The sequence below is a fragment of the Colwellia sp. KS18-150 genome (assembly GCF_057551365.1).
Map to the genome: position 1 here is coordinate 457,447 of NZ_BAAJMC010000002.1, position 16,877 is coordinate 474,323.

Genomic DNA, 16,877 nt, shown 5'->3' on the forward strand with positions numbered 1-16,877 from the left:
ATATAACTCGCTGAACACGATAAAGCTAAATGATTTAAAATAGATACCTTGCTATTGACTACACACTAGAAAAATTCACCTTTTAATTAAAGGATTCAGTAATGATTTGTAGCTGAAAATTCGTGGGGTTTACTCAGGACTACCCCATGTATTTGCTTGAAGCCCTAGTAACAAAAAATCCCGATAATCAGTTAGACTATCGGGATTTTATTATTTACAGTTTAGAGCTTTCTGTTATAAAGCTTTATTCAATAGCAACAATAGCTTCAGATGTTGAGGAATTATAAACTGAAGCAGCATTATCTGTATCAAGTGAATCACCATCTGCATATGACTCAAAGTCATCAGAGAATACTTCTGTTGTACCTGCTGTATCAGAGTAAATTACAAAGTTATCAACAGAGACGATACCAGTAGCTTCTCTTACACCTGAGTTATCACCAAACCTAACCGCTACATGAGTAACACCGCCAAAAGAGTTGTTGTCTGGGGTAAAGCCATTAGCCGTAAAGCGAACTCCGTCAACTTCAACAGTTACTAGAGGATTAACCGCAGTATCACCATTAGGATATTCCCAAGTAACCACTACATCCATGAATGTGTCTGGCACCAAAGTAGCGGCAGAAGTGTCAATGTCACTTGGACTACGAACACTAAAGCTGTCATCTTTGATACGAAGGTCTAATATAGCACCATCATTATTGGTATTTGAATTAAACAGTGTAATGAAAGCGTCTCCATCACCAAGATCATCATCTAAACGTTTTATTGCAACTTCAAATCGACCTGCTGCTAATGGGCCATCACCACCCAGAGCATAGCGTAACTCACCCGTATCATCCGTTGTATCAGTAATTGCAGCGAATTTATTACCATCTGTTCCAGGGCCGCCCACAGGAGGAATCGTCTCTATTGATGCTTCTGAGGTACTGCTATTATACTCAGATGCAGCATTGTCAGTATCAAGCGAATCGCCTTCTGCATATGACTCAAAGTCATCAGAGAACACTTCTGATGTGCCTGCGGTATCAGAGAAGATAACTAAGTCATCAAGAGTAAACTTACCTGTAGCTGCTCTAACCCCACTATTATCACCAAATCTAAAGGCAACATGGGTTACACCACCTATTGAGTTGTTATCAGGAGTAAAACCTTCAGCTACAAAACTCACACCATCTATTTCAACTGTAACTAATGGATTAACCGCAGTATCACCATTAGGGTATTCCCAAGTAATTACTACATCCATGAATGTGTCTGGTACCATAGTAGCGGCAGAAGTATCAATGTCACTTGGACTACGAACACTAAAGCTGTCATCTTTGATACGAAGGTCTAATATAGCACCATCATTATTGGTATTTGAATTAAACAGTGTAATGAAAGCATCTCCATCACCAAGGCTATCGTCAAGACGCTTGACCTTTACTTCAACTCTTCCTGCATCAAGAGGACCATTGTCACCTAGTGCATAACGAAGTTCACCTGTATCACCAGAGTCGGTATCGATAATAACTGCAACATTGTTAGCACCTGTATTAACAACAACAGTGCCTGTAATTGTGATCGACACTTCAGCAGTAGTACCATCAAAAGATTCAATGGTGAAAGTATCTGTTTCACGCTCACCAACAATAAGTGCAGCGATTGTTGCATCGGTGGTATCAAGAGTATAAGTCCATGAACCATCGGCTAAAATTGACAAATCACCATAAGTACCAATAAGAGTTGAGGCAACTACTGACGCTTCGCCTTCATCTGGGTCAAGTACACTTACTGCACCTGTTGACGTAGCTTCATCACTGGCAATAGCCCCTGTCAAATCAAAGAATACTGCTGGCGTAGGCTCTACTGTACCGTCACCTGCATCAAATACGGCAACTTCAGAGTAAATAGCTAAACCGTACAAACTTGCATCACCATCTAAAGTTTCACCGACATTATAACCTTCAAAGTCATCAGAAAATACGCTTGTAGTACCTGCGGTATCAGAAAATACCTCAATGTTATCTACATAGAAAGAACCGAAAGGAATAGTTCTATCATTATCACCAAATCTAAATTGGATAGCTTGTACACCATCAACAAACCACTGGTCTAAACCTGTAAAATCAGAGTCAACAACTGCCGCGGTAGAGAAAGAACCGCCACCAATCACTTCACCATCAATAGTCACGGTGATTTGTTCTGTTGCATCTAAGTCCCATGTAATTTCTACATTATAAAACTGATCTTCAACAAATGGTGCAGTGATCATATTTCCTGGGTAGGCATCACTGTCAGTATTTCGAACAAAGAAACGAGGGTCTATTGGAGTTTCAGTGCCGTCATCGTTAATTGTAGATTGCTCACCTTGAATACGTAAATCGATTAACGATTCACTAGAGCTACCAGATGAACCATAAAGGGTAATATAAGCATCTTTATTATTTCCATCACTACCAAGAGCAACCTCTTTAGCGAAAGATGCACTCAACTTACCTTGACGAAGGTCATCAACGCTAAATCTAATCTCACCTGTATCTGTACCTGTATCCGTTATTTTTACAACCTGAGTAAGCTTCGCAACACGAACATTAACTTCAGCAGTGGTGCCATCAATAGACGCGATAGTGATTGAATCATTTACAGAATTACCTAACTCAAGAGCCACTACAGTTTCGTTTTCAGTGTTAACCGTATACGACCAGCTACCGTTGGCACTGATACTAAATGTACCGTAATCAAGTGCTACATCAGTTTGCGCAACAAAAGCGTCTTCTTCAAAGTTTGGATCAATAATAGTTACTAAACCTGTTAATGGATCCGTAGCAGTATTTTGAACAGTACCGCTAAATTCACCTTCGATGATTGCTGCAACAGGGTCATTGTTGTAACCCACAGCTGCGCCAATTACGTCAAGTAACGCTTCATCAACAGCACTTGCAACTTGTGAAGTAGTTTGCAAATTAATTTGTGCTGTCTCAAGTGTCACTAAAGACTCTTCAGAAAATGAACCATCAGCGAGGTCAGTAGCAAGCTCTTCAAGAACAGTAGCTAAATCTGCGTCTGCGTTGTCGGCATCGAATTGCGATATTAGCGCTAGCACAGAACCATATCTGTCAGCATCTTCAGCACCTTCAACACCAAGATCATCAGTACCAACTACAGTAGGAAGCACTTCTGTTGTATCAAAACGAATGCCAAAGCGACCGTTAATGATTTCAGCTTCATCAGCAAATTGGTTTAAATCACTACCAGCGTTTTGAACGGCCATTTCGGTTAAAGGAGAAACGGCATAAGTAGGTGGCGCTAGTAATACTTCCTCCCCTTCTTCATTAGTCTCAACTATATTTTCAACAACACTCACTACAGATCTTAGTTGAGGAGCCTCTATGGTTAAACCAGTTGATTCATCCGTATAAGAACCGCCAGTACATGTAATTAAACCTGCACCTTCGAAGTGTACATTACTAAATGTAACGCCACCTGAAGCGTCAGAGGTTGCAGTAGCTTGCGCAGGAAGAACCGCAGCACCACTATCATCAACTGCAAATATGTCACAACTTGCACCATCGACAGGACCTTTAATAATGCTAGCAGAAACATTTAAGGTTGGGTTGATAGCAGGTGTAGATGCACCAACACCTTCTGTAAAACCAGCATCATCGGTATAGTTAGCAGAAACAGAAATAACTGAGCCTTCATCTGCTTCGGTAATTGTGTAGGTTGTACCGGTAGTACCGGTTGACCAAACGTAGGTAATGGTGTCGGCTTGAATTCCGTCAGCATCAGTAGCTAATGCTGTAAGCGAGGCGCCAGCGATAAAGTCGCTACCGGTTATTGCTATGCTACCTCGAGTATTACCATCCAGCTCGGCACTTTCATCACCGCCACAACCTACTAGGCTTGCAGCAATGACAATTGATATAAGAGATTTATTATTCATTTTTTTACTCCTGAAAGATTTCTTTCTTCAAATTTAGCTTGTTTTATTTAAGTACTAGACGTGGCTAGTACTTAACGCTGATACCTGCAAATAGGCGAGGACCGTAGTCATTCACTTCACCCGTATTGCCCTGAACATAGAAGCTCTGGCTTTTAGGTTCGCTAAACAAGTTAATTGCTGAAAATTTAAGACGAACGTGTTTATTGATTTTGTAAGAAGCACGAGCTTCCCAAACTTCTGCCTCATCAACATAACGTAGTCTTGTACCGTTAGAAGTGTAAGGTTGGAAATATTCGCTACGATACTTGTAGATAAGTGCGGTATCAAAATCGCCAATTTGGTAGTAAAGCTGTCCATTAAATACATGCTCAGAAAATCCAGGTACTGAGCCAGGAGGAACAATACCGTCGGTAAGCTGAGTAGTTACACCGTCTAAATCAGTAGTAAAGGTATCGCCGTAGTTACTATCTTCGAACTCATAGCTTGTATCCGCATAGTTGTAACCAAACTTCACACCAACGCCAGAATCCCAACGATATGAAAATGACGCTTCAAAACCATAAAGGTCACTATTTTCGTCAGTAGTTACTGAATTGGTAATAGGTAAAGAAACTTCCACACCGTCAACGATAAAAGTCTCTAACTGTGTTTGCTGTTGGAAACCGCCATTGAATTGCTTGTAATAAACACCTAACGCTACAATAGAATCATCGCTCGGGTACCATTCGACAGCAGCATCATAGTTCCATGACATTAATGGTTGAAGGTTAGGGTTACCAGAACCATTAACACCAACTAACAAGTCTTCAACTGATTCAGGGTCACTATCGTCATCGGTTTGGAATGTGCGGCTATAACCTAGATCAGATGGATCTGCACGAGACATACCTCGATAAATACCAGCTCTTATCATGATATCTTCATCATAATCAACAACTAAGTTAAAACTTGGTAGTACTTCAGTGTAATCACCACCACCTTCAATCTGTTCAATAGTACCGTTTGGCACTAAACTGACTATACCTGTCGCCGGATCAGTGACAACGTCAAAACCTTCTCTAAAGCCAAGAGAAGTTACGTCAGTATTCACTATACGAACACCAAAGTTACCACGAATAAATTTACCAAACATTTCAGTATCGTAGTTAAGCATTGCATAAGCAGAGGTTGTTTCTTCTGTTACGTCAATAGTACCCGCATTCTCGTATATAACCTCTGGGTATATGAATTCGCCACCTTGAGAAGCTACTACTGCTTGAGAGAAACATTCGTTATTGTAAGTTGCCCACGAAGAGCCTGTACCGCTTTCTACAACACTACCTGAGCTGTCAACATTAGTGATAATATCACCGTCAGAAACACTGGATAAAAAATCTGTTTCAGGGAAGTCTATTTGACAACCTTCAAGTACGTCGATGGCCGATGTTACAGATTCATCTAAATTAAATGTATTTCTTGAGCCATTACCGTTAGTTCCACCAAATTGAACAAACGTAAGTTCTGAAACTCGAACGCCAGCTTGAACGCTACTAAAAATATCACTATCTAAATTATAATGAATATCAACTCGTGCACCCAGAATTTCATTGTCGCGTACATTTTCTCTGTCGATACGAGTACGAAGGCTATCAGTAAAATTTGATATATCAGTCACATCAAAATCAGTTACTGTTAATTGCGGAATATACTCACCTAAATCCCAAGAAAAGGACGGACGGAAGCTCGTTCTTCCTCGGTTAGATATTTGTAATTCTTCACGGCTGGTTTTAGAGTAGCCAAGGTCAACACTAATCTTTAGATCATCTGAGAAAAAATGCTCAACGTTCAAGCCGTAGCCACGATAGTTTTCTTCACGTGAAAACTGCTCACCCGCAGATTCGAAACGCTCTTCACCTTCCCAATGTAGAATACCGCCAACACTGTTTGTGATCAGATTTTCTCCCGTTACACCCGGTGTAACACGCTTTTGTAAGAAAAGTAAATCATGACGCGCTTCAGCTTGGGTACGATCTGATATTTGAGCGTCTAAATTTATATCCCACTTATCTGAAGGGCTGTATTGTAAAGCAACGAATAAAGCGTCTCTTTCATCAGAGGTTTCATTTTGACGGAAGCTTCGGCTTGAGCCAGTAAATGCGTATGGTGTACCTTCATCTACAGCAAGACCTGTCTCTGGATCAATCTCAGTATTATAACCTTGGTTATTAGAGCCAACAATTTCATCTTCACAATCGCCCGCTGAACTACGGAAAAAGCCAGTATTGGTATTGGTTGGATCATTCAAACATGCCCACAAAGATGAGCCAGTTGGGCTTGAACTTCTATACTCAGCTTCTGGTTGGCTAATATCTTGACGTTGTAAACCTACACTCACACCAAATGCTTGACCGTTATCAAATTCAAACTGATCAACATAACTTAGTGTTCCACGGTAGCCAAAATCACCTTGAAGTGAATTGTCAACGTTTCCTTGGTCAGGGTTGTAGTTACCTTTTACTTCAGCCTGAAAACGTTGCTTACCAAAATCTAAAGGCTTAAGTGTCTCTAGGGTAATAACACCCGCAACACCACCTTCAACCATGGAAGCGTCTTGTGTTTTATAAATAGCCACTTTCTTCATTAGCTCTGATGGGAACTGAGAAAAGTTAACTGAACGATCACCACTACCATTGGTTGCTTCACGGCCATTAATATGAGTCGCACTTAAGAATGGGCCTAAACCACGAATACTTATTTCTGTAGCACCGCCATTTTCACGGTGAGATGATGCACCCGTTAATGTTTCTAGCGCTTCACCAATTGAAAGCGCAGGTAAATCACCAATATCTGAAGCAGATAAACCGTCAACAACAGTGGTAGCTTCACGCTTTATTGCAATTTGGTCTTGAATTGTTCTACGTGTACCAACAACTTGAACAACTTCTATATCTTTATCGGCTTTATCTAGATTTTCAGTTTGGGCTTCTTGTGCGGTAGCCGAAAATGCAAAAGAGCTAGTTACCGAAGTAATAGCGGCAAATTTCACCCATTTTGCTATAGGCGAAAGTCTAAACTTCCCCATTTTATGGATGGGTTTTGTTTTTTTACTTAGTTTCAATGTCATACCGTATTCTCCGCTTTGTTTTATTATAAGCATGTTACTGCCATTTATTTGTTATACTTGTGTTAGAGGGATATCAATTTCGCATATAAAACCCAAATTAAATTGACAGCCAATTTATTGAGACGCACTTACCAGAAAACATAACCAATAATTATAGTTACGAGTTACAATTTAAAAATTTATGGGTTAACAGCCCTAAAACTTATATCTTTATGCATGTCTGGATATTGAAATGCTTCATAATTTCCACTCTCTTTACTGAATCTATTGGTGTATTTTTGGTTTAACTATTTTCAACTATATATCAAGTATCTGAACGCTCAGCGTATAGTGGCGCGTCTGCACATGAAATTAACTAACCCTGAAGAACGAAATAAAATAGATAAAACATTTCTTCTAATAAACACCAAAAAGCTATGATTAATTGTTACGTATATGATCATATGTAAATGACCCAGCACTAATACCTGCCCATCAATTTATTCACATCAGTATTTTTATTATGAGTACAATATAACCACCGCAACAACCAATTGTCAACCAAAAACAAGGAACAAACATTACCAAAAACACAATATTGGTTACAACACAATTGTAACAAAGACTAACACGCTGCCTTACCATGTTTATATACAATGAAAAACAAATTAATTCACAACAACTTACCAAAACTTAAAGCGTAATTATTGAGTAATGTACTAGATAATTATGCGAAAGCTTGATTAATATTGGTATAGAGGAATAACTCCCCTCATACAAAGTAACCGTTGGCTAAAAGATAACGACAACTTAGATGCAGTTATTAAATATGAAGTTAGCAAAAGTATTTAAAGACTACTTTTGATTTACAAAAACAGTCTTCATGAATGACTAAATTATTTGATGACAGCTTATACCTCTGAGTTATCGATAGAACGCGAGCATATTACCAATAACATCAAAAATACACACCAGTGACAAAAGTTGAAATTGCCAAAAGATGAGGAGCAATAGTTATGAACAAGGAAAATACAGGAATGATTATTTACTATGTTTTTAAGTATATAAGGTGATGCTGAAGATAAAACTAAATAGATGATAAAAATGACACTCGAAGCTGTTTTTAACATCTATAAACATAAAGTACTTATTAAGATTGATTTAGAATTTACAAAGGGGTGAATGCGATGATTTTAAACAGCTAATGACCACTTATCTTTTGTCATTAGCTGTCTCAATACAATAAATGAAATTAATTGCTGGTCGGGTTAGGGATTGAATAAAGCCCTCTTTTTTCACTGTTTTTACGCTGTATTTCTTCTAAGGCTCTCGATTCAATCGCATCAAACAAGGCATTAATTAGCCTATTAAAATGACTATGCATGGCACTTCTTGCTAAAGTTGCGTCTCCGGACTTTAATGCCTGATAAATTGCTTTATGCTCAGCAAGCGTTTTTGAGTTATCTTTACTACAAACACTGTCATAATCTTTAATTATTTCAGGAGTTGAAGAGCGTAACTTCCACAAGTTTGTTGCTGATAATATCATGGCGTTATTGCGCGTAGCATGAGCAATTATTCGATGAAACTCTTTATCAGCCGCTTCAACATATTGACCATTTTCCATGTCAACTAATGTTTGATGTAACGCTTCTAATTCCGCTTCAGTTATCGTGGTAGCAGCTATAGCAGCTACTTCACCTTCAATCAACGCTCGAGCTTGTGTAACCTCAAAGGCATTTACTTTTTCTTCGGCGCTTAGCTGGTTAACCGATTTTAAAACGTATACACCTGATCCCGTTTTAACTTCAACCTTTTTTCTAACTTCTAAAGCTATAATAGCTTCACGAACTGTCGGTCTACTAATATCAAACGTTTCAGCTAACTCTCGCTCTGGGGGCAAGCGACTACCAGGCGAATACAGCCCTGAATTAATGGACGCTTCAATCTTTTCAACAATGCTCCAAAACAACCTGCGGTTGCCCATATTCGATCCTTACCAATAACGAAAAAAATAATGACTATATTTTATAATCATATCGACTTATTTTGTTAATGGCAAAGGTATTAAGCAACTTTATTCGTTATTGTTTAACAAAAACATCCAAGTTAAAGCCCAATCTCCAGCTAGTTGAAGCCCAATAATGAGTTATTACCAATTAGCATTAAACACAATTCCATTGGTAATATAAATTGGTTGACAAAAGGGCTTGGTATTGTTTAAATTAAAATACAATAGGTATTACTAAAATTAAATATCTATTCGTGGTTTAGACTCTTATTGGGTCCACTCTACGTTGAATAGCAGTACTATCACCAATTGCTGGCCCTAGTCGTGTTATGAACTTTAAAAATTCCGTTTAGCGTTAGTGGGCAAAGTTGTTTTTATAAATCGCAACAAGCTTATTTAGTAGAAGGTGGTATACAGGAACTGTTACTACATACTAGTACTCTGGTCGCAAGTACTTCTTACGCGCCAAGGTATCATTTTAGTTAAATTTAGTTGTAAAGGGCTCTTTATTACAGGAGTAGATTGAGCCCTTATTTTTCAAAAGTACATATAGAGTTATTATGCTTAATATAAAAACACCTAACATTATCCGTGCTCTTGCAATTTCGCTTTTCTGCGTAGTGTTTTCAGTGCAAGCCTTAGCGAAAAACTGGCTGGTAGAGTCGCCAAAAGCATTTAAAGAATCTTTAACCGCGGTTAAACCCGGCGATAAAATCATGCTTAAAAATGGCACATGGAACAATTTTGAAATTGTTTTTAAAGGACATGGTACTAAAGCAAACCCTATAGAATTAACCGCAGAAACCAAAGGCCAAGTAATCTTATCTGGCCAGTCTAACTTGAGACTTGCTGGTGAGCATTTAATCGTCTCAGGATTAGTATTCAAAAACGGTTACACCCCTAGCAATGAAGTCATCGCTTTTCGTCACAAAAAAGGTGAGCTTGCTAATCATTCACGTGTCACTGAAGTAGTCATCGAAAATTATAGCAACCCAGACAGGTTTGAATCTGACTATTGGGTGAGCATGTATGGCCGACATAACCGCTTTGATCATAATTCTCTTGTCGGTAAAAGAAATAAAGGCGTAACGCTAGCCGTTCGTCTCAATACTGAACAAAGTCAGCAAAATTATCATCGTATCGATCATAACTACTTTGGTCCTCGCCCAATTTTAGGCTCAAATGGTGGGGAAACCTTACGGATTGGCACTAGCCACTTCTCCATGTCTGACTCTTTTACTATCGTTGAAAATAACTATTTTGATCGTTGTGACGGCGAAGTAGAAATCATCTCGATTAAATCAGGTAAAAACAAAATCCTAAATAACACCTTTTTTGAATCTCGAGGTACCTTAACCATGCGCCATGGTAATGGTAATTTAATTGAGGGCAATGTATTTAAAGGCAATGGTGTTGAGCATACCGGTGGTATCCGCATCATCAATCGCGATCAAATCATCAAAAATAACTATTTAGAAGGGTTAACCGGTTACCGTTTTGGTAGTGGCTTTACTATCATGAATGGTGTACCTAACTCTCCAATCAATCGCTACCATCAAGTTGTTAATGCACAGGTTGAAAATAATAGCTTTATTAACGTAGCTCACATTCAATTAGCGGCAGGCAGTGATCAAGAGCGCTCAGCAACTCCGCAAGATTCAATAATTAAGCAAAACTTATTTTTCAATGAAAATAAAAAATCTCCGTTTACTCTTTTTGATGACATTAGTGGTATCACCTTTGTCGATAATATTTCCAATCCAGTGACCAGCCAAGTTATTAACAGTGGCATAACAGAACAAGTTGTCAAGTTAGCCCGAGCTCAAAATGGCCTACTGTACCCACAAAATCAAAATGTAGGTGCAACTAAATCATTAGTACCAACGACTAAAGCACAAACAGGTCCTAGCTGGTATAAAAAAACTGAATTGGTCACGCCATTTGATAGCGGCAAGGTTATTCAAGTTCAGTCTGGCGAAAATGCCCTATTCAATGCCGTTAAAACGGCTAGTGACGGTGATATATTAATGCTGTCCGCAGGTGAGTATATTGAAAGTAAAATTATTCAGCTAGATAAAACACTCACCATTAAAGCAGTAAAGCCACTATCAGTGGCGTTAAGTTTTGAACGTTCTACTTTATTTGAAATTATCAATGACGGTAGTTTGAAAATTGATGGCTTGAGCATCTCTGGAAAAAACAGCCCTGACTCTTCGGGTAATACGCTAATTAGAACAGCTAAATGGGGGATGTTAGTTAACTACCGTTTAGTGGTTACTAACAGTGTTATTAAAGATCTCGATATTAATCATTCTTTCCATTTCTTTGATTCTGGCAGTAGAGCTTTCGCTGATAGCATTGATATAACTGATAATCAGTTCATCAATATCACCGGTGATATTTTTAGATTAAACAAAGAGCAAGATGATTTAGGTATTTATAATGCAGAATACCTTAACATTACTAATAATACTTTTGAAAACATTCAAGGGGCTTTAGTAAACTTATACCGTGGTGGTAAAGATGAGAGTACATTTGGACCCCACTTACTTTTCTCTGACAACAGCATAAGCCAATCATCTCAAGGTAAACGTAATAAGAGTGGTGCTACTATTAAGTTACACGGTGTTCAGGCGACTCATATTTCAAAAAACATTTTCACCGACACAGCTGGCATTGATATTGAGCATACAGTTGGTGAACCCATTACATGGGTGATAGAAAACCAATTTGATAAAACCAACTTGCCTAAGGTAATCGAACTTTACGCGCCTATGCCTCATACAGCCATCATAAAAAATAACCACGTTAAGTAGTAGGTATTAAATTGTTTATTAACACTCACACAAAGCAGGTACAAAACATGTTAAGCAAAAGCATTGTTAACTCAATACTAAAAAGTTCCGCAATGCTATTGTTTTGTGCATCAATATTATTCTCCATCACTGAAACTAAAGCTGCAGAGCATCCTAATTTAGTGATTGATAAAAATGATGTTACTCAGATGAAAGTTGCCATTACCAAACCTGGTAAGTTTCAAACGGCTTTCTTAGCTAAACAAAAATCTGTTGATGCTGCCTTAAAGAGTCCTATGGTAGTGCCTATTCCTAAAGATGGTGGTGGCGGCTATACCCATGAGCGCCATAAGAAAAATTATAAATTAATGTATGATGCTGGTGTGCTTTATCAGCTTACAGATAATACTAGTTATGCTAATTTTGTTCGTGACATGCTATTAAGCTACGCCGAGCTTTACCCTACCCTACCGGTGCATCCTAAAAGAAAAGTTGGCAAACAAAACCCAGGAAAATTATTTTGGCAAAGTTTAAATGAGGCCGTGTGGTTAGTTCACACTAGCCAAGCTTACGATTTAATTTTAACGTCATTAACGAGTAATGAAAAAAACAAAATTGAGACAGGTTTATTTCGCCCTATTGTTAAGTTTCTATCGGTAGATTCACCTGAAACCTTTAACAAGGTTCATAATCACGGCACATGGACAACGGCCGCAGTTGGTATGACAGGTTATGTCTTGGGTGAATTAGAGTGGGTTGAACAAGCGCTTTATGGATTAGATAAATCTGGCAAGGGTGGCTTTTTAAGACAACTTGACGAACTATTTTCACCACAAGGTTATTATAACGAAGGTCCTTATTACCAACGTTACGCTTTAATGCCTTTTATCACCTTTGCAAAAGCCATTGAGACTAATGAGCCACAGCGTAAAATATTTGAATATCGAGACGGTATTGTACTAAAAGCCATAGATACTACGATTCAATTAAGTTACAACAAACTTTTCTTTCCCATCAATGATGCCATCAAATCTAAAGGGACGGACACCATAGAATTAGTTAATGGGGTTACCATAGCTTATGGGTTAACAGGCGATACTGGCTTTCTTGATATTGCCAAGCAGCAAGATCAGATTTTATTAACGGGGGATGGTTTAAAGGTTGCTCAGGCATTAGATGAAAACCTTGAACAAACCTATCATTTTAAATCGGTAGCATTTGGCGACGGTAATGACGGCAAGCAAGGTGCGTTAGTTATCATGCGCCAAGATGTTGATGGCGAACAAGCATTACTATTTAAACCTGCAGCACAGGGTTTGGGGCACGGCCATTTTGATAAATTAACTTGGCAGTTTTATGATAGCGGCGAAGAGATTGTTTCAGATTATGGTGCGGCACGTTTTTTAAATGTAGAAGCCAAATATGGTGGCAGATACCTGCCTGAGAATAAAACATGGGCTAAACAAACAGTTGCGCATAACACTGTAATAGTTGATGAACAAAGCCATTTTAATGCTAATGTAAAAGTCGGCAATGCCAATACGCCAGAGTTAATCTTTTTTGAAAAAGATGAAAACATTACTGTTAGCTCAGCCCAAATCAATACCGCTTATCCAGATGTTAACTTAAAGCGCACTATGGCTTTGATTAAGATACCTGAGTTAGCGCAAGCTTTAGTGGTGGATATATTTGATGCCTCAGCTAAAAACAAACACCAATATGACTTACCTACTCATTATAAAGGCCATTTAATTAGTACAAACTTTGATTTAGATACTAATTTAACCAGCTTACCAGTTTTAGGAAAAGATAATGGCTATCAGCACTTATGGTTAAAATCACAAGCACAGCCAAAATCAGGACTAGCTCAGATCACTTGGTTAAATGAAAATGGCAAGTTCTATACACAATCTTCACTTATGGATGGCGATTCCTCGATAATCTTTACTCAGCTTGGTGCTAACGATCCTTTGTTTAACCTACGTAATGAAAACGCATTTATTTACCGTAAAGAGCAAGTGGCAAACCATTCTTTTGTCAGTGTCTTAGAGCCACACGGTGAATACAACCCATCAAAAGAATTCACCATAGATGCAGTTAGTAAGTTACAGGCTTTAACACATAGTAAAGATAAAGAAATAGACATAGTCACCATTAGCTTTTTAGGCAATAAGCATTATTTATTGGCTTTTAACTCAACTAAAAACAGTAAAGCTAAACAGGTTAATAAATTTTCGTTCAATGGCTCAGAGTATCAATTTAGTAGCCGTTTTACATTTTTCGAAATTAAGAAGTAAGGGTTTTAATTATGAGTCAAAGTGACATTTTTACATCTGCAAGTGACGCAGAAATTGAGGACATTGGCGGCGGTTTAAAACGTCAAATGTTAGGTTACAACCACGAATTAATGGCCGTTAAAATTTGGTTCGATAAAGGGGCAATTGGTTACAATCATGCTCATCGACATTCTCAAGTCACTTATGTTGTAGAAGGTGAATTTCATTTTAACATTGATGGTGTCACCACAATAATGAAAGCTGGTGACAGTTGTTTAATACAACCATGGGCAGACCATGGTGCTACTTGCCCGACAGGCGGTATCTTGATTGATACCTTTAGCCCTCCTCGTGAAGACTTCTTACCTGCAGGCGCATTTGATAATATCGATGTAGAAAAACTAAACAGTAAACCCGTGGAGGATAAATAATGCAATTAAAAGGATTACGTTGGTGGGTTATTGCGTTAATCGCACTAGCCACTATTATAAACTATATTGATCGTCAAGCACTTAGTGTACTTTGGCCATCAATTTCAGTCGATTTATTTCCTGATAGCAGCCCGTATGAGCGAAATCAAATTTATGCAACAATCTCAGTGATTTTTGTGTTCTCTTATGCTTTCGGTCAAGCTATCTTCGGTAAAATATTTGACTGGGTTGGCACTCGATTAGGGTTTGTTCTGGCTATTGGTGTGTGGTCTATCGCTACTGTGCTTCATGCTTTTGCACAAGGTGTACTGAGTTTTTCTATATTCCGAGCAATCTTAGGTGTTGCAGAAGCAGGTAACTGGCCTGGTGCGACAAAAAGTAACGCTGACTGGTTCCCCGCTAAAGAGCGAGCTTTAGCTCAAGGTATTTTTAACTCGGGTGCTGCTATTGGTGGGATTATTTCAATACCATTAATTGCTTGGATGGCGCTTCATAATAGCTGGCAAACCGTGTTTATTGTTATTGGTGCAATTGGTTTATTGTGGCTTATTCCTTGGTGTATTCTTGTTAAAGCACCACCAGGCGCTCACCCTTGGATCACCCCAGAAGAGCGTGAATATATCTTAACGGGTCAGAAGCACTCTGAAGTAGTTGAATCTGAAGAAGATGCATACACACCAACGACAACCGAGTTACTTAAACATAAACAAAGTTGGGGAGTTATTATAGCTTCTGCTGCGATTGACCCTATCTGGTGGTTATTTGTTGTGTGGACACCGATTTTCCTTACTGATGTATACAATATGGATCTTGCAGCAATTGCTCAATACGGTTGGATACCATACGTAGGCGCAATGTTTGGTGCATGGTTTGGTGGTCTTCTTGCTCAAAATCGCTTTAGTGCGGGATGGAATACAGACAAAACTCGTAAGTTAGTCATTACGTTGGGTTGTTTAATTATGCTACCAGCGTTTGTTTTAATGGTTTACCCATTATTTTTAGTGATTGGTAAAGAGTACGAAAGTATTTCTATTGTTCTCACCATGGCAGTTATTTTATTTGGTTTCCAAACCGCTATTGGTAATGTTCAAACACTCCCAAGTGACTTATTTAGTAAAAATTCAGTTGGTACACTTGCCGGTTTTGCCGGTATGGCTGCTAAATTAGCAGTAGCTGGTTTAATTGCATTAGTACCAATTTTAACTCGCCCGGATGCAGATGGTGTTGTGAGTTATATGCCTGTATTTATCATTGGTGGATCATTAGCAATTATTGCTATGGCTGCAATTTGGTTCCTTATTCCAAAAGTTGAACCTATAAAGCCAAACACAACCGATTCAATAGAAAATGCTCAACCCATACAAGAGAAAGGTTAGTTTCATGAAAAACATTTTTTTATTCGGCGAATGTATGATTGAGTTGATGGCATCTTCACAAGATAAGTCATCAACTACATTAAAGCAGTCTTTCGCTGGTGATGTTTTTAACACCGCCGTCTACTTAAAGCGCACTTTTTCTGAGGTAAAAGTGCACCTAGTAACAGCCGTTGGGCAAGATAACTTCAGTACCGATATGATCCAGTATTTTGATAATGAAAATATTGGTACTGATTTTGTTTATCAATCTCAGACCAAGATACCTGGTTTATATTCTATTCAACTTGATGATGTAGGTGAGCGTAGCTTCACCTACTGGCGCAGTGACTCTGCGGCACGACAAGTGATGCAACATATTGACGAAGATGCTATTAATGCACTTTCGCAAGGTGATATGTTTTTCTTCTCAGGGATTTCTCTGGCTGTAGTTGAGCCAGCGGCTCGCTCAGCATTTTGGCTGATGGTTGAAAAACTCAAAGCGGCTGGGGTTTCAATTGTATTCGATCCAAATTACCGTGCTCGCATGTGGGATAGCCAAGCGCAAGCTAAGGAGCAATTTGAATTAGCCTTTAAATATGCTGATACCTTGTTACCCGGTGTTGATGATTTTGAACAACTTTACTCAATTGATAACTCAGAAGCAGTGTATGAATTTTGTAAACAATACCAGTTCAAAGAATTAGTTATCAAAAATGGCGAAGCAGGTATTTTTTGCTATGCCGATGAAAAGGCATATCATTTTCCGATCACGCCGGTGGAGCATGTTGTTGATACAACGTCTGCAGGTGACTCATTTAATGGTATTTATCTGGGTGCTAGAGTTGAAGGACATAATATATCTTCAGCGGTAGATTTAGCATCAAAAGCAGCAGGCTTTGTTATACAACATTACGGCGCTATTGTTGACCGAGATATATTTTCTAACTTCATTAAACAATCGAGTTAAATTCTTTTAATTACATCCAAAATCTATCAATT

8 protein-coding genes are annotated in these 16,877 nt (G+C 38.5%); 5 read left to right on the forward strand and 3 right to left on the reverse strand.

Translation table 11 applies throughout. The features are described 5' to 3' along the window. Positions 1 to 244: 244 nt before the first annotated feature. The 3 genes from AC27IF_RS05210 to AC27IF_RS05220 all read right to left on the reverse strand — a co-directional run bounded on the left by AC27IF_RS05210 (position 245) and on the right by AC27IF_RS05220 (position 8,997). Complete coding sequence (locus AC27IF_RS05210; RefSeq protein ID WP_487052676.1) at positions 245 to 3,928, reverse strand: VCBS domain-containing protein; 3,684 nt, start codon at positions 3,926 to 3,928, stop codon at positions 245 to 247. Between the two features lie 64 nt (positions 3,929 to 3,992). After that, entirely contained in the window at positions 3,993 to 6,989 is a 2,997-nt protein-coding gene (locus AC27IF_RS05215) for a TonB-dependent receptor (RefSeq protein ID WP_487052762.1), read from the reverse strand. Positions 6,990 to 8,262: 1,273 nt separating this feature from the next. Beyond that, positions 8,263 to 8,997 (reverse strand): FadR/GntR family transcriptional regulator, encoded by a 735-nt coding sequence (locus AC27IF_RS05220; RefSeq protein WP_487052677.1) that lies wholly within the window; start codon positions 8,995 to 8,997, stop codon positions 8,263 to 8,265. 584 nt (positions 8,998 to 9,581) lie between these two features. Between AC27IF_RS05220 and AC27IF_RS05225 the strand changes: the two genes are divergently transcribed. From AC27IF_RS05225 to AC27IF_RS05245, 5 genes are all read left to right on the forward strand, one after another. After that, on the forward strand, positions 9,582 to 11,837 hold the full coding sequence (locus tag AC27IF_RS05225) for a chondroitinase-B domain-containing protein (RefSeq protein ID WP_487052678.1): 2,256 nt from the start codon (positions 9,582 to 9,584) through the stop codon (positions 11,835 to 11,837). Between the two features lie 92 nt (positions 11,838 to 11,929). Next, a complete protein-coding gene (locus AC27IF_RS05230; RefSeq protein ID WP_487052763.1) occupies positions 11,930 to 14,113 on the forward strand; it encodes a heparinase II/III domain-containing protein in 2,184 nt (727 codons plus the stop codon). A gap of 11 nt (positions 14,114 to 14,124) precedes the next feature. Then, complete coding sequence (locus AC27IF_RS05235) at positions 14,125 to 14,523, forward strand: cupin domain-containing protein (RefSeq protein ID WP_487052679.1); 399 nt, start codon at positions 14,125 to 14,127, stop codon at positions 14,521 to 14,523. Beyond that, on the forward strand, positions 14,523 to 15,899 hold the full coding sequence (locus AC27IF_RS05240) for an MFS transporter (RefSeq protein WP_487052680.1): 1,377 nt from the start codon (positions 14,523 to 14,525) through the stop codon (positions 15,897 to 15,899). The genes AC27IF_RS05235 and AC27IF_RS05240 overlap by 1 nt, the downstream gene beginning before the upstream one ends. A 4-nt stretch (positions 15,900 to 15,903) precedes the next feature. Then, the gene (locus AC27IF_RS05245; protein WP_487052681.1) at positions 15,904 to 16,845 is read left to right on the forward strand and encodes a sugar kinase; all 942 of its coding nucleotides are present in this window, start codon (positions 15,904 to 15,906) and stop codon (positions 16,843 to 16,845) included. The last annotated feature ends 32 nt before the right edge of the window (positions 16,846 to 16,877 follow it).

Excerpts from the sequence above, each read along its gene's own strand:
- AC27IF_RS05210 (WP_487052676.1), bottom strand. The coding sequence starts at position 3,928 with ATGAATAATAAATCTCTTATATCAATTGTCATTGCTGCAAGCCTAGTA.
- AC27IF_RS05215 (WP_487052762.1), bottom strand. The coding sequence starts at position 6,989 with ATGGGGAAGTTTAGACTTTCGCCTATAGCAAAATGGGTGAAATTTGCC.
- AC27IF_RS05220 (WP_487052677.1), bottom strand. The coding sequence starts at position 8,997 with ATGGGCAACCGCAGGTTGTTTTGGAGCATTGTTGAAAAGATTGAAGCG.
- AC27IF_RS05225 (WP_487052678.1), top strand. The coding sequence starts at position 9,582 with ATGCTTAATATAAAAACACCTAACATTATCCGTGCTCTTGCAATTTCG.
- AC27IF_RS05230 (WP_487052763.1), top strand. The coding sequence starts at position 11,930 with ATGCTATTGTTTTGTGCATCAATATTATTCTCCATCACTGAAACTAAA.
- AC27IF_RS05235 (WP_487052679.1), top strand. The coding sequence starts at position 14,125 with ATGAGTCAAAGTGACATTTTTACATCTGCAAGTGACGCAGAAATTGAG.
- AC27IF_RS05240 (WP_487052680.1), top strand. The coding sequence starts at position 14,523 with ATGCAATTAAAAGGATTACGTTGGTGGGTTATTGCGTTAATCGCACTA.
- AC27IF_RS05245 (WP_487052681.1), top strand. The coding sequence starts at position 15,904 with ATGAAAAACATTTTTTTATTCGGCGAATGTATGATTGAGTTGATGGCA.